This window comes from Segatella oulorum F0390 (genome assembly GCF_000224615.1).
Lineage (GTDB): Bacteria > Bacteroidota > Bacteroidia > Bacteroidales > Bacteroidaceae > Prevotella > Prevotella oulorum.
The window spans coordinates 457,033-476,655 of the sequence record NZ_JH114215.1 but is presented as its reverse complement, the minus strand read 5'-3'; the positions used below and the strand labels follow the sequence as shown (position 1 = coordinate 476,655).

Sequence of the window (19,623 nt, the reverse complement as noted above, 5' to 3'; positions counted from 1 at the left end):
GCGTGATAAGAGGCTGTTGGACCGTTGGGGTAGGGGCTATTTACCGATACAGAAGTGTTTGAATATATTGCCAAGCACTTCGTTGGGTGTGATTTGGCCACCAGTTATTTCGGCTAATTGGCTCAGGCACACTCTTAAATCCTCGCTGATAAGATCGCCACTGATTCCTGTGTTGAGGGCTTCTATGACCCGAATAATCATTTCGTCGGATCGAGTGAGTGCTTCGTAGTGGCGCGCATTGGTTAGGATGACGCTATTTTCGTTGATTTCTGGCAGATGGGCAGCCTGAAAAATGAGCTGTTCCAATGCTTGAATGTTTTGTTGGTATTTTGCCGATATTGCGATGTCTGTTGGTGGATTCGGCTGACTGTGGGGCGGATTGAGGTCGGCTTTATTGTGCACCATGATGAGCTGCTTTCCTTCCGTGCGGCTCTGCATCTGCTTAAACTCTTCCTTTGTTGGAGTCTGGTCGACAATCCACAGAATGATTGCCGCCTCGTTGAGCTTCATGTAGGTGCGCTCAATGCCCATTTGTTCGATCGTGTTGTCGGTGTGACGAATTCCCGCAGTGTCAATGAATCTAAACGTTATTCCATTTATCTCGGTAGTGTCTTCTATCACATCCCGCGTTGTCCCATGGATATCGCTCACAATAGCCTTTTCTTCATGAAGCAAACAGTTGAGTAGCGTGCTTTTCCCAACGTTTGTTTTCCCGACGATGGCCACCGGAACACCTTCCTTTACGGCCTTTCCCGTCTCGAAGGATTTTGTGAGGGCTGCTATTCGTTGGTGAATTGTTTCGGCGAGATTTTTGAGCTCTTTTCGGTCAGCAAATTCCAATTCTTCGTGGTCAGAGAAGTCCAGTTCAAGTTCGAGTAGCGATGTGATGTGGAGCAACATGTTGCGCAGTTGGGATAGCTCATTGCTGAAATGTCCTCTGATTTGGCTGAGTGCCAGTTGGTGAGAGGCTTTGTTGCTTGCGGAAACTAAGTCGGCAACAGCTTCTGCCTGACTTAAATCCATCTTCCCATTGAGATAGGCTCGTTGCGTGTATTCACCAGGTTGTGCCGACCTGCATCCTTTATCGATGAGAGCTTGCATCACTCGCTTGAGGATGTAGGCCGAACCGTGACACGAAATCTCTGTGCTATCTTCACCCGTATAGCTGTGCGGAGCTTTGTAGACGCTAACGACAACCTCATCAATGGGCTGCTGTTTTGCATCACAGAATTCTCCATAGTGCAATGTGTTTCCTTTAGCGTCGGAAAGATGTTTTTTGTTTTTTGCTTTAAAAAGCTCATCGGTGATGCGGACGGCCTTATCGCCGCTCACTCTGATAATGCCGATGGCTCCTCCTGCAGGTGTGGCGAGGGCACAGATGGTGTCGTTCATTTTAAATTCGGTCTAAAACGAGTTCAATGAGTCCGTTGATGCTATTTTTGTAATTCGCATTCACTTCTTTTGCCAATCGGTTGGCAATCACCATGCAGCATGTCATGGCTTTGTGCCCCAAGAGGGCAGAAAGACCTGCCAAGGCCGAACTTTCCATTTCGAAGTTTGTGATGTGCAGTCCCTGATAAACAAACGATTCTACTTTCTCATTCTGCTTGGGATCAGCGAGTGGAATGCGCAATTCGCGTCCTTGCGGTCCGAAGAAACCTCCGCATGCAATGGTAATTCCGTGCACCATATCGTTGGCAGCGATGCGGTCAATCAGTTCGGCATTGGCATCGATGACATAAGGTGCAGCCAGCAATGGGCTCCAGTTCATGTGTGCTTTGAATGCCTCTTCTAAGGGCAGGTCGCACACCTCGTTTCGGCCGGCATAGAAGTTGAGTAGACCGTCGAAACCAATGCTTTTCACACTGGCGATGTAAGTGCCCGTCGGCGTGTTGGGCTGCAATCCGCCGCAGGTTCCAATTCTCACCAGTGTGAGTGTGCGATGCTCGTCTTTCTCCGTGCGCGTTTCGAAATCAATATTGGCCAGGGCATCAAGCTCATTCATCACAATGTCGATGTTGTCGCAGCCGATACCTGTGCTCAACACCGTGAGCCGTTTCCCTTTATAAGTACCCGTGATGGTTTTAAACTCGCGACTTTCCACTTCAAATTCTTTCTCATCGAAGTAGGAAGCCACTAAACTCACGCGTCCCGGATCGCCCACAAGCATAATCTTGTCGGCAATCTGTTGCGATGTCAGATGCAAATGGAAAATGCTCCCATCTTCGTTGATGATGAGCTCTGAGGGTGCAAAAGTCTTTTTGTTCATAAGTGATGATTTTTATTTTTTGTTTTTAGATTTCATTAAATTCTTCAGCCGCAAAAGTGCAGCGTTGCGATTGCCGTTCATCCAAGTGTCTTTAATCGATGCGATTTGCGCAAACGACTCCAATTTTGTTTTGGGTAGCTGCATGTCGGCGTAGGTGAGCCGCTGACTTTTCGGTTCGAAGACATAGATGCACACCTTGTCGGCCGGCTGATTTCTATCGGTGACGAGCCAGCCCAACTCGTGAAATTCGTCGATGGCCAGCAGGTAGTCGTTGGCTTTAGAATTGTAGGGAAACCCCATGTTCTCGGGTGGCATAAATTTTTGTTCATCGAGGTTGTAACGCGTCATGAACAGGTCATATCCACCCACGCTCTTACTGCCTTTGGCGCCAAAATAAAGTGTCACCCCATCGCTCTGCATAAAAGGATTGTTGGGCACCAAAAACTCGTCGGTGACGCCCGCCAACCGCTCTGGAATAGTCCATTTTCCTTGAAGTCTATCGCTGCTGTACAGGGCGGAATGAGTAGAATCGCCCTGCGCCAGAATGGCATAATTGCCAAAGCCATTGACGAAGGTGGTAAACGACTCATCGATTTTCTTCTTCACGAATGTTGCAGTGGCGCCCATCGTGCCCATTTCTTCGTTGAACGGAATGTGTTGCAAGAAAGTGGCCTTATCGACCACTAAGCTATCAATGAACATGAGTTTGGCCGTGGCAGGCAGCAGTTCTTGGTAGAGCAGGCTCTCTGGCGAGGGCTGTTGCTTCGTACCGGTGCTTTTACCACCTTTCGGTAATTGCGCTTTACCGCGTTTCTGTGCCCATGCTGGTTGTAGGCAAACCATGGCCATGGCGAGGATTACAATGAATAAACGTTGCTGTTTCATTTCTTTTTCTGTGAAGCACAAAGTTAGTGAAAAATGTGCAGAAACGCCACGTTTGTGTGCATAATTTGTGTGTGGGAGTGACTTTCCACTGATCTGTGCCATACATTGAAACGGATATTTTTATCAAAAATGGTTGTTCCCGTATCCCGGAACGCTTGTTTTTCTCAAAAATGCTTGTTCCCGACCCCGGGAACGCTTGTTTTTCTCAAAAACGGTTGTTCCCGCATCCCGGAACGCTTGTTTTTCTCAAAAATGACTGTTCCCGGATCCCGGAACGCTTGTTTTTCTCAAAAACAGTTGTTCCGCACCTGCTGAACACATATTTTTCTCAAAATAGTTGTCCCGCACCTGCTGAACCTATATTTTTCCCAAAAATGGTTGTTCCGCACCTGCTGAACGCATATTTTTCTCGAAAACAGTTGTTCCGCACCTGCTGAACGTATATTTTTCTCAAAAACAGTTGTTCCGCACCTGCTGAACGCATATTTTTCTCAAAAATGGTTGTTCCGCACCCGGGAATACAGTCAGGAGGTTCGGACAGCCGTTTCCCGAATGCGATTCTTCGTGGCGAGTGGCTTTCCATGCACTCTCGGGGGGTAGGGAGAAAATAATCTGCCGAGCAGAACAAGGGTTCGTTCTGCCCGGCAAACTATTTGTCGTATCTAAAAATGATTTTATGCCTGTTCTGACTGTGATTAGAGCTTGAGCAGGCGCTTGATGAATTTGCGCACGATGTTCTCTTTCCTCACAGGCTTGGGGGCAATGTTAGCTGCCACCTTCTTGGGTTCAACCGTGGCATTGGGCCTTGCATTGCGCTTTTTGTAGTTGCCTTCAACGTTGCCTCGACGCTTGTTGCGCGGGCGTTGTTCACCGTTCTTAGGCTGGCGCTCGGCAGCATTTGCCTTGCGCTCGTTGTGCTTGTGAGGCTGGTTTTCGGCTGTTGCCGCTTGCGCGTTGTTGTCTCGACGTGGCTGATTTCTGTGGCGATTGTTTGTTGACGGAGCCTTATTCTCGTCCTTCGTCTCATGCTGTTCGCGCTGTTCCGGCCTGTTTTGCGCTTCTTGCTGCTGGTTGCGCTGTCGCCTGTTTTGCTGTTTCTTGTCCTTGTGTGCCGTTTGGTTGCGGTCGTTGCGGCGACGATTCTTGGCCGAGTTGTTTTTCCGCGGACGCTCCTCTGTGTTGTATTCGGGCGCTTGTCCGAGTGCTTCGGGCAGGGGCAGCTTCTCCACCTCGCTGCCCAAGAATTTTTCGATTTGCTGAAAATAGTGGGCATCGTCTTCTGAAACAAAGGTGATGGCTGTGCCGGTGCGGGCAGCGCGAGCCGTGCGGCCAATGCGGTGCACATAGTCTTCGGCATCGTGGGGCACGTCGTAGTTGATGACCATGGTGATGTCGTCGATATCGATGCCGCGCGAAATCACGTCGGTGGCCACGAGCACATCAAATTGGCCGCTTTTGAACTTGAACATCACGTCGTCACGGGTGGCTTGGTCGAGGTCTGAGTGCATCTCGCCACAATTGATGTGCTTGCGTTGCAGTGCTCCGGCCACTTGTTTCACCTTCATTTTGCTGCCGCAGAAGATGATGACGCGTTGCAAATCGTTATTCTTGAACAGCTGGTTGATGATGCCAATCTTCTGTCCTTCATGGCACACGTAGGCGCTCTGATGAATTTTTTCAGCCGGTTTGCTCACAGCCAATTTAATCACCTTGGGCTGCTTGAGCAAAGTTTTGGCCAGCTCTTCAATCTTCTTGGGCATCGTGGCCGAGAACATAATGGTTTGGCAATTCTTGGGCAGTTTCTTAGCGATTTTCAGAATGTCGTCCGAGAAGCCCATGTCCAACATGCGGTCGGCCTCGTCTAAAATGAAGAACGACACCTTGCTCAAATCGACGTTGCCCAAACTAATATGGGAAATTAAACGGCCCGGTGTGGCGATGACAACGTCAGCTCCCAACTGCAGGCTCTTGAGCTCTTGGTCGTAGCGGTTGCCATCGTTTCCGCCATAAACAGCCACGCTGCTCACGCCGTTGAGATAGTAGCCAAAGCCTTGCATGGCCTGATCAATCTGTTGTGCCAGCTCGCGGGTGGGACTCATGATGAGGCAGTTGATGGCTCTCTCGGGGTAGCCGCCATCGTCGAGCTTGCTTAGAATGGGCAGCAAATAGGCTGCTGTTTTTCCTGTTCCCGTTTGTGCAACGCCCAAAATGTCGTTGCCATTTAAAATTTCTGGTATACACTTTTCCTGTACAGGCGTGCATTTCTCGAACCTCATATCATAGAGCGCATCGAGTACATTGTTGTTTAAATTTAATTCGTCGAAATACATAATTTTGTTTATTTGGGTGCATGTCGGTAGCAAAAATAGGCTACGACAGCAAAAATAATATTGGGTATCCAGGCCGCAATGATGGGTGGAAGGTTGGCGTTGATGGCGAATGTCGAGGAAACGGTTTGCAGCATGATGTAAATGAAGCTTAGGGCTAAACCGATTCCTAAATACAAGCCCATGCCTCCCTTGCGTTTCTTGGCCGAGAGCGAAAGCCCTATGATGGTGAGAATGAATGAGGCAAAACTGGCTGCTATTCGCTTGTGATATTCCACTTGATATTGCACCACGTTGCTGGAACCCCTGTTTATTTGTTTTGAAATGTAATCACTTAATTGTGGACTGGTGAACGTCTCTTGCTGTCCTTTTGAATAAATCAGGTCGGTGGGCTCCATGAGAATGAGTGAGTCTTTCTTAGCACCGCTCTCAATCACTTCGCGATAGCCGTTGAACTTCCTGATTTTATAGTTTTGCAATGTCCAGTGATATTTGGCATCGCTGATGGTGTCGTATTGAATTTCCATTGCCGTCAGGTGGCTGATGAGTTTCTTGCCATAAAATTTGTCCAGCGAGAAACCGTAACCACGTTTGGCGTTGTTATCGTAGTGTTGGATGTAGGCAACCGTACCACGTCCCACTTGCAGCATCACGTTGTCGGCAGCTGTGTTGAGCTTTTTGTTCTTATAGAGCGACTCGAAGTTCTGTTTGATAATGTTGCTGTGAGGAATAACGTAGCCACTGAGATAGAACGAAACGGCAGAGATGAGGATGCACGAGAGCATGTAGGGGCGCATGAGCCGTTTAAATGAAACGCCTGCAGCCAACATTGAAATGATTTCGCTGTTGCCAGCCAATTTTGATGTGAAGAAGATGACGGCAATGAAGACAAATAGTGGGCTGAAGAGGTTGGCAAAGTAGGGAATGAAATTAAGATAGTAGTCGAAGATAATCGCTTTGAGCGGTGCATGATACTCGGTGAATTTTGCTAAGTTCTCGTTGACGTCGACAACAATGGAGATGCTAATGATGAGCGCAATCGAATAGATGTAGGTGCCGATAAACTTCTTGATGATGTACCAATCTAACCGCTTGATGTAGCGTAACGGGTTGATAAAGTACAACCGTGAGAGGTGGCGCGCAACGAAAGCCATCATCCTGAAAAGCCATGGCAAATGCTGCTTAAACCAGGCTATGAGGTGTTGCGTCCATGCAGTGCGTTGTCCAATCCAACGCAACATACGATAACGCTTGTGATGTTTTCTTAATTCGCTAAAATCAATCATGTCTGTCTATAAACGTTGCCCAAGACGCTCAATAACCGATTTCTTCCAATTGATAAAGTCGCCTTGTTGGATGTGCTGGCGTGCGTCGGTTACTAAGCGCAGATAGAATGCCAAATTGTGGATGCTACCAATCTGCATGGCCAACAATTCCTTTGCTTTAAAAAGATGGTGAAGATAGGCTTTGGAGGTGCATTTGTCGATGTCGCAACCATTGGCGTCAAGTGGCAAAAAGTCCTCTTCCCATTTCTTGTTGCGCATGTTCATCGTCCCTTCATAGGTGAAGAGTAGCGCATTCCGTCCGTTTCGTGTGGGCATAACGCAATCAAACATATCAACACCACGTTCGATAGCCTCTAAGATATTTTGTGGCGTACCCACGCCCATGAGATAACGTGGCTTATCTTTTGGCAAGATGTCGTTCACCACTTCTATCATCTCATACATCACTTCCGTAGGTTCACCAACAGCTAATCCGCCAATGGCGTTACCGTCGGCACCCTTGTCAGCAATGAATTTTGCAGCCTCTTGGCGCAAATCCTTGTAAGTGCATCCCTGTACAATGGGGAAGAGGCTCTGCTGGTGACCATAGAGAGGTTGGGTCTCTTGAAATCTTTTCAAACATCTGTCGAGCCAGCGTTGTGTGAGTTGTAAGCTCTTTTTAGCATAGTGATAATCGCTCTTTCCAGGAGGACATTCATCAAAAGCCATCATGATGTCGGCACCAATGATGCGTTCGGTGTCCATCACATTCTCGGGTGTGAAGAAGTGCTTGCTTCCATCAATGTGTGATTGAAACACGCACCCCTCTTCGGTCAACTTGCGGATGCCAGTGAGCGAGAACACCTGAAAACCACCACTATCGGTTAGGATAGGATACTGCCAACCATTGAAACCATGTAGACCACCGGCTTTCTGCAAGATGTCAAGCCCCGGGCGTAGGTAAAGGTGATAGGTGTTACCCAAAATGATTTGTGCCTTTACTTGTTCGATGAGCTCGCTGAAGTGTACTCCTTTCACGGTGCCCGCTGTACCAACGGGCATGAAAATTGGGGTCAGAATCTGCCCGTGGTCCGTAGTGATAACACCAGCTCTGGCATTGCTTGATGAGTCGCTGTATTGGACATCAAATGTCATTTCTTCTCTTCTTTTTCGTCGGGAACGGTGAAGGCCACGGCATTCTCCACGCGTTCGTCAGTCAATGCAATGTCCCATACCTCAAGAATGGTGTCGACATAGTGGAACGTTAGTCCTTCCAAATATTTAGCAGGAATTTCTTCAACATCCTTTCGATTGTCTTTGCACATGATGATGTCGGTGATGCCCGCACGCTTTGCGGCTAAAATCTTCTCCTTTATTCCACCCACAGGAAGCACCTTCCCGCGCAATGTAATCTCACCCGTCATGGCCAAGTTCTTGCGTACTTTACGTTGCGTGATGGCCGAAGCAATAGACGTTGCGATGGTGATACCGGCCGAAGGACCATCTTTAGGCGTAGCACCTTCGGGCACGTGGATGTGGATATTCCAATAGTCAAACAGCCGGTAATCAATGTTGAGTTGTGCCACGTGGGCTTTCACATACTGCAAGGCAATCATGGCGGACTCTTTCATGACATCGCCGAGATTTCCTGTGAGTGTGAGTTTGCCGCCTCTCCCTTGGTTGAGCGATGTTTCGATGAACAGAATTTCACCGCCGACACTGGTCCAAGCTAAGCCTGTCACAACTCCCGCGTCGCTGTTGCCTTGATAGATGTCGCGATAGAAGGGAGCTTTACCTAAAAGAGCTTCGACACGAGTGGGGTCAATGTTTGTGTTACCAATGGAACTCGTCACTTCTCCTTCATAAACCAGTTTACGCAACGCCTTATTGATTTGCTTTTCTAATTGGCGCACACCACTCTCACGGGTATAGCGTTCAATCATAAATTCCAATGCAGCTTTGTTGAATTTGATGTGTGGTACGAAAGTATCTAAGCCTGTGTTTTTGAGTTCTTTGGGTATGAGGTGGCGCTTAGCAATCTCAATCTTCTCTTCGGTGATGTAACCACTCACTTCAATCAGTTCCATACGGTCTAATAAGGGACGCGGGATGGTGTTAAGGTCATTTGCGGTGGCAATGAACAGCACCTTTGAGAGGTCGTAGTCTACGTCTAAGTAATTGTCGTGGAATGCGTTATTCTGCTCAGGATCCAACACCTCTAACAAGGCTGACGAGGGATCGCCGTTGATGGTGTTCTGGCTCACTTTGTCAATCTCATCTAAGATGAAAACAGGATTGCTTGCTCCTGCCTTTTGTATGCTCTTGATGATGCGGCCTGGCATGGCACCGATATATGTACGGCGATGTCCGCGGATTTCTGCCTCATCGTGCACGCCGCCCAATGACACCCGCACATATTTGCGGTTCATGGCAGCTGCGATGCTCTTGCCCAATGATGTTTTGCCGACACCTGGAGGACCGTAAAGGCAGAGGATGGGCGATTTCAAATCGCCGCGCCGCTTCAACACTGAGATGTATTCGAGGATGCGCTCCTTCACTTTCTCCATGCCATAGTGGTCGTGGTCAAGTACTTTGGTAGCTTTTTTAATATTGAGGTCGTCTTTGGTGTAGATGCCCCATGGCAGATTGACCATGTTTTGGAGATAGTTAAGCTGCACGCTGTACTCAGGACTTTGTGGATTGTAGAGTTCCAACTTGTCGAGTTCGCGTTCAAAGATAGTTGCTACATTGTCGTTCCATTTTTTCTCGGCAGCTTTCTCACGCAGCTCTTTCACTTCGGGTGACCCTTCACCGTGGCCAAGTTCTTCTTTAATATTTTTAATTTGCTGCTGCAAGAAGTATTCGCGCTGCTGCTCGTCAAGATCCATGCGCGTCTTCTGCTGAATATCTTGCTTGAGCTTCAGCAGTTGGATTTCTCGTTCGAGGGCTTTCAGCAAGCTGAATGCACGCTCAGCGATGTCATCTTTCTCGAGCAGTTTAATTTTGTTTTTGATGGGGAGCGGCAGATTGCAGCAAATGTAGTTGATGCCAATCACGCTGTGCCGGATGCTTGAGAGAGCATATTGTGCTTCGTCGGGCATCTCGTCATTGAGACTGATATAATTGCTGGCCCTCTTCTTCACGGTTTCATAGAGCGCATTGAACTCTTTGTTGAGGGTGGGCATTTGGTCGGCATAGGGCACCACTTCGCCCAAATAGAACTTTTTTCCTTTGTTGAGCGAAGCCAAATGACAGCGTCCTAAAGCCTGAACGATAGCAGTAAAGTTGCCGCCAGGACCAGGCATATCGATGAGCTTCACGAGCTTTCCATAGACACCCGTGTGGTAAACATCCTTGTAGGCGGGAGTGTCGACATTGGAGTCGCGTTGGCACACAATGGCACAAACAGCATCGGGGTGTTTATCTAAATACTTCACTAATTGCACACTTGACTCGCGCCCCACTAAAATTGGCGTTACAACGCCGGGGAAGACGATAAGATTGCGCGTGGTCAGCACAGGAATCTCTCCTGTTATCTCGGTGTTGAGAAGGTTTGAAATGTCGCCATCATAATCGGCAATCATTTGTATCAATGTATTTTTATTGCTCATTCGTGATTAAAATAACTATTGCGTGCAAAGGTACGTATTTTAATTAGATTTTCAGCTTGCGCACAATGATTTTCCTTGCGTCGGTTGGCAAAATACGACAAAAGTATAAAATAATCGGCCGTTTTTGGCGTTAGGGAATTAGATATGAGCAATTCTTATTTTCAATTCAAGCAGTTTACGGTTCATCAGGAGGCTTGTGGTATGAAGGTGGGCACCGATGGTGTGTTATTGGGCGCATGGGCACAAGGCGGACAGCGCATGTTAGACATCGGCACGGGCACGGGTCTGGTGGCGTTGATGTTGGCACAACGCTACAAGCAGTCGCGCGTGGTAGGCATTGAGATTGATGAGGCCTCGTTTCAACAGGCACAACGCAACGTCATGGATAGTCCGTTTGCTTCACGCGTAACGGTGATGCACGAGGCTTTGCAGCAGTTTTCGTCCGACGAAACGTTCGACAGCATTGTGAGCAATCCACCATTCTTTGTCGATGCATTACGGGCTTCGGGAACGAGCCGCTGTGTGGCGCGCCATACCGATACACTATCTTATGCCGATTTGTTTGCGGGTGTGGTTCGGTTACTGTCTGCAGCAGGATACTTTTCGGCCATTATCCCAGCCGATTGTGCCGTAGCTTTTGTGGCTGAGGGCTATCATCATGGTTTGGTGCCCACGCGGCGATGCGGTATAAAAACGTCAGAATACAAGCCTGTGAAACGTTATCTGTTACAGTTTGGCCGCAAGGCCGCTCACCCCTTGACCGAAGAAACGGTGGTCATGATGACTGGCGGCCAACGTTCGCCTTGGTATGCGACACTCACGAATGACTTTTATGTGCGCTGATGGCTCCATGAAGTGATTTTGTGATGCGATACACTGAATTTAGCTTTATCAGACAAAACGAAGAAAAGTTGTAATCTCTCACAAGGGATTAGGAATGTGGGCGCAGCGAAAAAGAAGCTATTTTTTCTGTTCCTGTTCGCTGATGATGCCGTGGCGGTAGGCATAGAGCAATTCCTCCAAATCGGCAATCTGCTTTTTCAACTCTGCACCTTTATCGGTGTCGGCCACCAGCATACGATGACTGCTCATTTCAACAATCTGAATGGTTGATTTGATGTCGGTTCCGCGTAACACGGCATCGGCTGCACTAGTGAAAGGCTCGTGCTGAACCAGTTGAAATCCACGACTGTGGAATACGAGTGTGTAGCCGGCTATGCCCGTCTCTTTATGGTAGGCTTGTGAGAATCCTCCGTCAATGACCATCAGTTTTCCATTGGCCTTGATGGGGTTTTCTCCGTTGGCCACATGCACCGGCACATGACCATTGATGATGTGCCGATTGTCTCCAGTCACCTCAAAGGCATCGAGGATGTGGTCGACAATAGCTTCGTCGTCGCGTAGCAGAAAGTAGTTTCCTTTCTCTTCTTTGTGTGTTGCTTTATCGGTAATAAAATAGCGTTCGAAAGTGGCCATCTTGCTTTTGTCGAAGAGTGGACTGTCTGGGCCGCACCACAGATAAAGAAAATAGTCAATGGCATATTTCCGCTCTTCTGGCGTGCTGTCGTCTTGAAATGCCGAACGTATGATCATGCCTATATTTTCGAATAATTTTTTGCCTTTGTAAAATTTCTCTGGTGTGACCATCACTTCTTTCAATTCTCCTTTTTCGTCAAGCGGAATGGAGGCGTGGAAGAGTAGATTTTTGTTTCTCACAGCATACATGCAACCATGTTGCAGGAGTAAGCGGATGTGCTTATTGAGTTTCTCGCTCACGTGGAATGAGTGGTGGAGCTTGCCCATGAGCGTTTTTTCTTCGAAAGTAAGCTGACAGGGATGCTTGGGGTCGATGGTTGGGAAATGGCAGCTGGTCAGTGGATAGTCCTTTCCGTCGACATGAATTGTGTACTTGTCGTAGTCTATGTGCTTAAACAGTTCACGGTCATGCATGTTCCATTCAGGATGCGCCTCATAGAGTTGTGCTTCTTCCTTAAATTGTATCACGGCTATGGCTTTATGCATTTGTGCTGTCAGGCGCATCGTCTTCTCATCAACCTTCTTTGCACCTCCACTCAACCGCGGCATAAACTCTTCGCATGGGTCGTCTTTATAGACCTCCATGGCGAAAGTGGCCAATGGGACGAGATTGATGCCATAGCCTTCTTCTAAGGTAGTGAGATTGGCATAGCGCAGGCTCAATCGGATGACATTACAGATGCAAGCGTTATTGCCTGCACAAGCTCCCATCCATAAGATGTCGTGATTGCCCCATTGAATGTCCCAGCTATGATAGTGAGCCATCGTGTCCATGATAATGTGTGCGCCGGGGCCTCTATCGTAGATATCACCTAAAATGTGGAGCTGGTCAATCGCTAATCGCTGAATGACGTTACAGATGGCAATAATGAAATCGTCTGCGCGGCCTGTAGAGATAATGGTGTCAATAATAACATTCACATAGGCCGTTTTGTTAGAGTTGTTCTCCGTGTGTTCGTGGAGCAACTCCTGAATGATATACGAGAACTCTGTAGGTAATGATTTACGTACTTTCGAGCGTGTATATTTGCTTGAAACGGTGCGGCAGACAGCTACTAATTGGTGGAGTGTGATGTGATACCAGTCTTTGATGTCAGTCTCTGTCTCTTTCACCAATTCAAGTTTCTGCTCAGGATAATAAATCAGCGAGCAAAGTTCGCGTTTCTCTTGCTCGCGCAAAGTATTTCCAAAAAGTTCATTCACTTTGCGCTTGATGTTTCCTGAAGCATTCTTGAGCACATGTTGAAAGGCTTCATACTCACCATGGATGTCAGCTAAAAAGTGCTCTGTCCCTTTAGGCAAATTCATAATTGCCTGTAGATTGATAATCTCTGTACTTGCATCGGCAATTGTAGGGAAGGAGTTCGACAGTAATTGCAGATAGCGAATGTCTTTCTCTATATTATATTTCTTCATATGATAGTTTTATTTATATTCTTTGTAAGGCGGTTTTGTAGAGGCGGAATGGGCATAAAGCCTTCGGAAAGCAGTTGTCGTTCCTCCATAACCTGTTCTAAGCTGGCCATAAAACCATGAACTTTTAATAGTTGAAGGTTTTTAGCCAATTCGTCTTCATCATAATTTGTTTCGTGCATCAAACGCCCCAACTCTTCTATATTCGACGAAAGAATTTGTTTACGCTTGAACTTATATTCCACATAGAGAATTTGTTGTAGCACCAAACAGAGCGTATGTTGCTCTTCTTGCAAATGTAATTGGCTCATGCGTTGATGAATCATGTGCCACACATATTCCTCGTGGTGATCCAATACTTCCTGATAAAATCCCTGCATGGCAGAAGCAAACTCTGCCATAGTAAGGCCTGTTGTTGTCACAGGGTTTTTTAACCATGTGATGGTTGTTGGGGTAAACTGTTGTTGTAAATATTCATATTCATGTTTACCACAAGCATGCCAAGCAACATATTTACCCAGCGTCTTGGGAAATGAGGCTTTACTCCATGGGGCGATTGTGCCTAATGGAGAATAAGCTATAGGAATAAGCTTCGATTTCTCTTGTTGTAAGTTGCGTATGACCGTAGGAGTTGATACCCCTATGACATGAAGAAGATCATAATATCCATCTGTAACAATCGTAACATTACCATCTTTCCACCTTTCTTCAAGGAGATTAAAGAAAGATGTCTCTTGCAAAACATCTTGTTGCAATGATGTTAAGATTTTTATTCTCATATTTGCATTAAAGCTTGTGGCTGCTGAAACTAACCTTGTCTGCACGCCAATATTGGAAGCGGTAGCTAATGCTATGCCAACAATAGGCTATCTCGTGAAAGAATAAACTTGCTGTTCCGATGGAATTTTCAAGAAGTTTATTCACGCGTTTAGCTAATAGAGTTCGTAGAATGATCAGCAGAAGTAATGCCAAGACAGAAGCACATAAAAGTATCCATTGCTGCCGCATAATTCCACCTGCAATTCCCAAGAATGAGGTTATGATGCTGATATATGGCAACAAACTATAAAAAAACATCTTTGTGCAATATCCTACATGTCCATGAAGTTTGGAACGGATAGCCAAGAAATTTGTATGGAGATTTCTCCATTCCTCTTTGCTTTGTTCGTCTTCGTATAGCCATTCCTCTTTGGCAATAGCAATGTCTGTCGTGGTTTTACATGCGTATTCGTTTACAAGGAAATCATATTCACCACGAGCAAATCGGAGATTATTCCTAAATCCATCATTCTCCATAAACATACTTTTCCTCAACGCTATATTGGGTGAATTTGTACTCCAAGCGTGCTGGTGCTTTGCAGCACATAAACGATGGTAGGCTTGCATGGCATGTTCAAACTGCCAGAACTTAGGAGTATCATTAGACAAGGCTGCATATCCCATAACAAAGCCTACAGAGTCATTGAAATGATATGCCATTGCAGTCAACCAGTTCGTATGATGAGGTTTACATGTGGGTTCTGTTATCACTATCCATTCCGTTTGTGCTGCTTTCACTCCAAGTGTTATCGCTAATTTCCTACGGCTCATGTAGCGCGAAGAAGTTGGCAAATAGATGACATACAAATGAGGATATTTCGAACATAATTGTTTCATTAAATCCTCTGTCCCAAGATTATCTTTATCTGTAACAACGATAACCTGATAGGAAGATGGATATGTTTGTTCGAGCAAAACAGGCAAATTTTGTGCTAAAGTTGTTGTCTGCTCATGCGCATATAGAACAATACTAATTGGGGGAAGATTTTCTTTCTGCTTTTGAATATCTTCTGTTCTCCCCATTTTTAGCTTATTCAAAAAAGGACTTGTCAGCACAGCAAGTATTGCTATCAATATGATAGTAACACTTATACCGATGATGATAGGATTAAAAAATAGATTTAAATTATCCATACCTATGATTTTATGTCTGGGAGTTCCTCTGAAGTATAGCTTTGAGGTAATGCTCGACAATTATATTGACTGGCCATAATTTCTCCATACGCTCCTGCACTATGAAGTGCTATCAAGTCTCCACGATGCGTCTTGGGCAATAGAATATCCTTTGCAAAGACATCACTTGATTCGCAAATAGGCCCAACTACATCATATTTTTCTAATACTTCTCTACTGTTGAGATTCTCTATTTGGTGCTGAGCCTGATAGAGTGCCGGACGAATTAAATCGGTCATCCCTGCATCAACAATGATAAACTGTTTTGTAGCTCCCTGTTTCACATAGAGCACCCGCGTAACAAGGCTACCACATTGTCCAACAACAGCTCGCCCTAATTCAAAATGTAACTGTTGTCCATCAGACAAATTTAAATATTTTGCGTAGGTGTTGAAATAGAATGAGAAGTTGGGTATGGGATGCTTGTCAGGGTGTTCATAATCAATTCCTAAGCCGCCACCAACATTGATATGCTCAACCTGATGATGAGCTTGCCTTAACTGTTCTATAAGCTGATTGATGCGCTGGCAGAGTGCTATGAAATCATCCATTTCTAAAATTTGACTTCCAATGTGAAAGTGCAGTCCTAAAACACGGATATGACAAAGTTGCTCAGCTTTTTGAATGATATGCTCCATATCCTTCATAGCTATTCCAAATTTATTTTCAGCTAAGCCTGTTGTAATGTTGGCATGTGTATGTGCACCAATATTGGGATTAATTCTAAAAGCTACGGATGCGATTTTTCCCTTTGCTTTAGCTAATTCATTGATAACTTCTAATTCGGGCTCACTTTCTACGTTAAAACAAAATATATCATTGTCTAAGCCTAAATTTATTTCCCAATCGCTTTTCCCTACACCGGCAAATACAATCTTTGATGCCAGAAATCCTGTATCCAAAGCTCTTTCTATTTCTCCACCGCTTACACAATCAGCACCGAAACCTGCTTGCGCTATTAAGCGGAGTAGCTTTGGGTTTGCGTTTGCCTTAATTGCGTAATGAACAATATAGTTTTTATGCGCAGAAATCTCTTTTTTTATTTTTTGAAGCGTTTCCTTCAATAGCGCTGTATTGTAGAAATAAAATGGCGTATGTACCTCTTTAAACCTCAGGATGTTTTCTTGATCTATAAGCATTTATTTTTCTTTTAATAAAAAGCTATTGATGCTGAAAAAGCACGTCACTAAGTTGTTGCAGTGCGCGCTGCTTGTCTTGCGCATTGATGAGAAATGAAATGTTGTAGTTACTTCCGCCATAAGAAATCATGCGAACGGAAATTGATTTCATGGCCTCGAGTACTAATGCCTCAAACCCTAAGTTTTTCCAATCTAAGTCTCCTACAACACAAACGATGCACATATCATGATCTACGGATACTGTGCCATATTTCTTTAATTCATTTACAATCTCATTTAAGTGAACTTCTGAGTCTATGCTCATAGACACGCCGACTTCACTTGTCGTAATCATGTCTATGGGGGTTTGGTAGCTTTCAAAAATCTCAAATACTTTGCGCAAAAAACCAGTTGCTAAAAGCATCCTACTACTTTTAATTTTAACAGCTGTAATATTATCTTTAGCGGCAACAGCTTTTATTTTTCCTTTAATAATTGTATTATCAATGATGGTACCTTCAGCTTCTGGCTCCATTGTGTTTTTCAATCTCACAGGTATTCCTGCATATTTGGCAGGCTGTATACATGTCGGATGTAAGATTTTTGCACCGAAATAAGCCAGTTCGGCTGCCTCTTCAAAATTAAGTTGGTGCAATGCTTCTGTTTTCTTTACCACTCTGGGGTCATTGTTATGCATCCCATCAATGTCGGTCCAAATTTGGATTTCGCTTGCAGAAAGCGCTACACCAATGAGTGAAGCCGTGTAATCGCTGCCTCCTCGCAAAAGATTGTCTACCTCTCCATAGGCATTTCTGCAAATGAAACCCTGCGTCATGTATATTTGAAAGCCTTGATGATGCTCCATGATTTTCCCCAATTCCGTTTTTATAAATTCTAAATCGGGTTCACCATTTTTGTCTGTACGCATAAAGTCGAGGGCATTGAGCAATATGGCCTTAACCCCTTTTTCTTTGAGATAGTTCACAACCATATTGGTACTCATGATTTCTCCTTGCGCAACAATATTTTTTTCTTCAAAACTGGTGAATAAATCTTTTGTAAATGAACGCAGATATTCAAACTCCTTTAATAGGAACGCTTTCGTTTTTAATTTGTATTCTTCTGTAGAATATAAATCTTGCGCATGTTGCAAATATTTTGCTTCAAGTTTATTAATCACTTCATTTGCGCCTTCTGGATTTTTTTTATAGAGGTAATCAGCAATCTCTATCAACGCATTTGTTGTGCCGCTCATCGCCGAGAGAACAACAAATGTGGGTTTTGAAGATGCTGTAACTAATGATGCGACTTCTTGCATGCGGCTAACCGTACCAACAGAAGTACCACCAAATTTCATAACTTCCATACTCATCCTTGTATTTGTTATTTTGTTATGGCTTTGGGTTGTTGACACGCTCGGCATCTTCTGCGAGAGCTATGTGATTATATTCTTTTGTGACCTCTGTAAGAATGCTATTCTCACAGCGATATACGATACCCGGGATTTTGTTTAACAACGTTATGTTGTGTGTGGTAATCACGACGGCCGTATTAGCTCTTGTGATGTTTTTTAGTAAATGAATAATATCACTTGCTGTTTCAGGATCGAGATTACCTGTCGGCTCATCTGCCAAAATTATCTTGGGCTCATTTAAAATTGCTCGTGCAATAGCAACACGTTGCTGCTCTCCTCCCGATAATTCATGTGGATATTTATCGATCTTATCCAACAAGCCCACATCAGAAAGTGTTGTCTCAATGCGCTCATTTATTTCTTGCTCATTTTTCCATCCCGTAGACTTTAGGACGAACTCAAGGTTTTTTCGTACACTTTTTTCGTGCAGCAGTTTAAAATCTTGAAAGATAATGCCAAGCTCTCTGCGCAAGGCCGGCACTTCTTTTCGTTTTAAAGTCAGCATGTCGCGCCCCAGGACTTCGGCTTTCTGTTCGTCCTTTTCAGCATCCTTGTATAAATCAAGTTCGCAATATAATGTTTTGAGCAAGCTTGTCTTTCCAGATCCGACTTTGCCGATGATATAAATAAATTCTCCTTCTTCAACCTGAAAATTCACATCTTTCAAGACGAGATTATCCTCTTGGTAAATGTCTATGTTGTTGTAGCCAATTAAACTCATGCTTTGAAAAACTTAATGTTGTTATGGTTTCATGAAAAATATCTAATGAAAAATGATAGCTACAAAGGTAGATAATATAATTTAGAAAAAAGAATGTATGATTTCTTTTTCAACTTTATACGGCTCTGCGTCATAATTTGCCAGCAAAAGTGTAGCAGTTGGGAAATGAGGATGAGAAATCTTTGGGACTCTCCTTAAAGAGTCCGTAAAGACTGCTGCCACTGCCGCTCATCGAAGCGTAGCATGCACCTTGCCGATAGAGTTCTTCTTTAATTTCTTTCAGCTGCGGATAATTTTTGAATACCGATGTCTCGAAATCGTTTGTCAGTTCATTCTTCCATGTTTCAACAGGTTGTTTCACGATGTCTTTGCAGCATGTTGCGGGTCGTTGTGGTAAAACATGAGCATAGGCTTCTTGTGTAGAAACAGCAACCGGTGGTTTTACAATGCCAATGTAATAGGATTGCAAGAGATCTTGGAGCTCATCCATGGGCGACAAATTACTACCAATTCCTTCAGCAAAAGCAGCTTCATTGCGGATAAAAAAAGCACAATCTGCGCCCAAATTTGCAGCATATCGTTCCATCTCTGCATAGCCTAAGTTGAGGCGGAAACGCTCATCCAACAATTTTATCATAAATGCAGCATCGCTTGACCCGCCACCTAATCCTGCCTGTGAGGGTATTTGTTTGTAGAGATGAATGTGGATACGCGGCAATTTGAAATCGCGTTTCAGCAGTTGATAAGCTTTCACCACAAGGTTGTCTTGTTCGTTGCCTTCCAGCTTGTTTCCCGTTATTTTAAGATCGCAATCGGTTGCCGACGGGAAGTTTTCGTCCATGTTTTTAATTTCGAGTGCATCACACAATGGAATGGGGTAGAAAATGGTCTCAATATTGTGATAGCCATCGCTTCTTTTTTCGACGATGTTGAGCCCGAGATTGATTTTTGCGGTAGGAAATAAAATCATGTGTTTATGCTTATTTTTATAGGTTGCAAAAATACAAAAAATAGATTTAGCGAGGCGGCTTATACCTAAAAAAATGATTACCTTTGCCGAAAATCAAAAAAT

The 19,623-nt window shown here is 44.9% G+C and carries 15 protein-coding genes; 1 reads left to right on the top strand and 14 read right to left on the bottom strand.

Translation table 11 applies throughout. The features are described 5' to 3' along the window. Positions 1-36 precede the first annotated feature (36 nt). The 7 genes from mnmE to lon all read right to left on the bottom strand — a co-directional run bounded on the left by mnmE (position 37) and on the right by lon (position 10,357). Positions 37-1,392, bottom strand: a complete 1,356-nt coding sequence (mnmE, locus tag HMPREF9431_RS02025) for a tRNA uridine-5-carboxymethylaminomethyl(34) synthesis GTPase MnmE (protein WP_004379405.1) — start codon at positions 1,390-1,392, stop codon at positions 37-39. A gap of 1 nt (position 1,393) precedes the next feature. After that, on the bottom strand, positions 1,394-2,269 hold the full coding sequence (locus HMPREF9431_RS02020) for a nucleoside phosphorylase (RefSeq protein WP_004379404.1): 876 nt from the start codon (positions 2,267-2,269) through the stop codon (positions 1,394-1,396). 12 nt (positions 2,270-2,281) lie between these two features. After that, a complete protein-coding gene (locus tag HMPREF9431_RS02015; RefSeq protein WP_155812914.1) occupies positions 2,282-3,154 on the bottom strand; it encodes a hypothetical protein in 873 nt (290 codons plus the stop codon). A gap of 695 nt (positions 3,155-3,849) precedes the next feature. Further along, entirely contained in the window at positions 3,850-5,484 is a 1,635-nt protein-coding gene (locus HMPREF9431_RS02010) for a DEAD/DEAH box helicase (protein ID WP_004379402.1), read from the bottom strand. 8 nt (positions 5,485-5,492) lie between these two features. Continuing rightward, a complete protein-coding gene (locus HMPREF9431_RS02005) occupies positions 5,493-6,767 on the bottom strand; it encodes an LptF/LptG family permease (RefSeq protein WP_004379401.1) in 1,275 nt (424 codons plus the stop codon). A gap of 6 nt (positions 6,768-6,773) precedes the next feature. Beyond that, on the bottom strand, positions 6,774-7,901 hold the full coding sequence (gene tgt, locus HMPREF9431_RS02000; RefSeq protein WP_004379400.1) for a tRNA guanosine(34) transglycosylase Tgt: 1,128 nt from the start codon (positions 7,899-7,901) through the stop codon (positions 6,774-6,776). Next, complete coding sequence (gene lon, locus HMPREF9431_RS01995) at positions 7,898-10,357, bottom strand: endopeptidase La (RefSeq protein WP_040560689.1); 2,460 nt, start codon at positions 10,355-10,357, stop codon at positions 7,898-7,900. Before lon ends, tgt begins: the two co-directional genes overlap by 4 nt. A 144-nt stretch (positions 10,358-10,501) precedes the next feature. Between lon and HMPREF9431_RS01990 the strand changes: the two genes are divergently transcribed. After that, complete coding sequence (locus HMPREF9431_RS01990) at positions 10,502-11,200, top strand: tRNA1(Val) (adenine(37)-N6)-methyltransferase (protein WP_004379398.1); 699 nt, start codon at positions 10,502-10,504, stop codon at positions 11,198-11,200. A gap of 117 nt (positions 11,201-11,317) precedes the next feature. Here the strand turns inward: HMPREF9431_RS01990 and HMPREF9431_RS01985 are convergent, their stop codons facing one another. From HMPREF9431_RS01985 to ispE, 7 genes are all read right to left on the bottom strand, one after another. Further along, entirely contained in the window at positions 11,318-13,309 is a 1,992-nt protein-coding gene (locus tag HMPREF9431_RS01985; protein WP_004379397.1) for a fructose-1,6-bisphosphatase, read from the bottom strand. Further along, positions 13,306-14,085 carry a hypothetical protein gene (locus HMPREF9431_RS01980; protein ID WP_040560688.1) on the bottom strand — a complete coding sequence of 260 codons (780 nt, stop codon included), beginning with the start codon at positions 14,083-14,085 and terminating at the stop codon, positions 13,306-13,308. The genes HMPREF9431_RS01985 and HMPREF9431_RS01980 overlap by 4 nt, the downstream gene beginning before the upstream one ends. A gap of 7 nt (positions 14,086-14,092) precedes the next feature. Continuing rightward, positions 14,093-15,259: a glycosyltransferase gene (locus HMPREF9431_RS01975; RefSeq protein ID WP_004379395.1), complete on the bottom strand. Its 1,167-nt coding sequence runs from the start codon at positions 15,257-15,259 to the stop codon at positions 14,093-14,095. 2 nt (positions 15,260-15,261) lie between these two features. Next, positions 15,262-16,437: a diaminopimelate decarboxylase gene (gene lysA, locus HMPREF9431_RS01970; protein ID WP_004379394.1), complete on the bottom strand. Its 1,176-nt coding sequence runs from the start codon at positions 16,435-16,437 to the stop codon at positions 15,262-15,264. 22 nt (positions 16,438-16,459) lie between these two features. Then, positions 16,460-17,782 (bottom strand): aspartate kinase, encoded by a 1,323-nt coding sequence (locus tag HMPREF9431_RS01965; protein WP_040560687.1) that lies wholly within the window; start codon positions 17,780-17,782, stop codon positions 16,460-16,462. Between the two features lie 25 nt (positions 17,783-17,807). Continuing rightward, positions 17,808-18,551: a cell division ATP-binding protein FtsE gene (locus HMPREF9431_RS01960; protein ID WP_004379392.1), complete on the bottom strand. Its 744-nt coding sequence runs from the start codon at positions 18,549-18,551 to the stop codon at positions 17,808-17,810. Positions 18,552-18,681: 130 nt separating this feature from the next. After that, positions 18,682-19,521 (bottom strand): 4-(cytidine 5'-diphospho)-2-C-methyl-D-erythritol kinase, encoded by an 840-nt coding sequence (ispE, locus tag HMPREF9431_RS01955; RefSeq protein ID WP_004379391.1) that lies wholly within the window; start codon positions 19,519-19,521, stop codon positions 18,682-18,684. Positions 19,522-19,623 lie beyond the last annotated feature (102 nt).

Coding starts and splice junctions, on each gene's coding strand:
- mnmE (WP_004379405.1), bottom strand. CDS start 1,392: ATGAACGACACCATCTGTGCCCTCGCCACACCTGCAGGAGGAGCCATC.
- HMPREF9431_RS02020 (WP_004379404.1), bottom strand. CDS start 2,269: ATGAACAAAAAGACTTTTGCACCCTCAGAGCTCATCATCAACGAAGAT.
- HMPREF9431_RS02015 (WP_155812914.1), bottom strand. CDS start 3,154: ATGAAACAGCAACGTTTATTCATTGTAATCCTCGCCATGGCCATGGTT.
- HMPREF9431_RS02010 (WP_004379402.1), bottom strand. CDS start 5,484: ATGTATTTCGACGAATTAAATTTAAACAACAATGTACTCGATGCGCTC.
- HMPREF9431_RS02005 (WP_004379401.1), bottom strand. CDS start 6,767: ATGATTGATTTTAGCGAATTAAGAAAACATCACAAGCGTTATCGTATG.
- tgt (WP_004379400.1), bottom strand. CDS start 7,901: ATGACATTTGATGTCCAATACAGCGACTCATCAAGCAATGCCAGAGCT.
- lon (WP_040560689.1), bottom strand. CDS start 10,357: ATGAGCAATAAAAATACATTGATACAAATGATTGCCGATTATGATGGC.
- HMPREF9431_RS01990 (WP_004379398.1), top strand. CDS start 10,502: ATGAGCAATTCTTATTTTCAATTCAAGCAGTTTACGGTTCATCAGGAG.
- HMPREF9431_RS01985 (WP_004379397.1), bottom strand. CDS start 13,309: ATGAAGAAATATAATATAGAGAAAGACATTCGCTATCTGCAATTACTG.
- HMPREF9431_RS01980 (WP_040560688.1), bottom strand. CDS start 14,085: ATGAGAATAAAAATCTTAACATCATTGCAACAAGATGTTTTGCAAGAG.
- HMPREF9431_RS01975 (WP_004379395.1), bottom strand. CDS start 15,259: ATGGATAATTTAAATCTATTTTTTAATCCTATCATCATCGGTATAAGT.
- lysA (WP_004379394.1), bottom strand. CDS start 16,437: ATGCTTATAGATCAAGAAAACATCCTGAGGTTTAAAGAGGTACATACG.
- HMPREF9431_RS01965 (WP_040560687.1), bottom strand. CDS start 17,782: ATGGAAGTTATGAAATTTGGTGGTACTTCTGTTGGTACGGTTAGCCGC.
- HMPREF9431_RS01960 (WP_004379392.1), bottom strand. CDS start 18,551: ATGAGTTTAATTGGCTACAACAACATAGACATTTACCAAGAGGATAAT.
- ispE (WP_004379391.1), bottom strand. CDS start 19,521: ATGATTTTATTTCCTACCGCAAAAATCAATCTCGGGCTCAACATCGTC.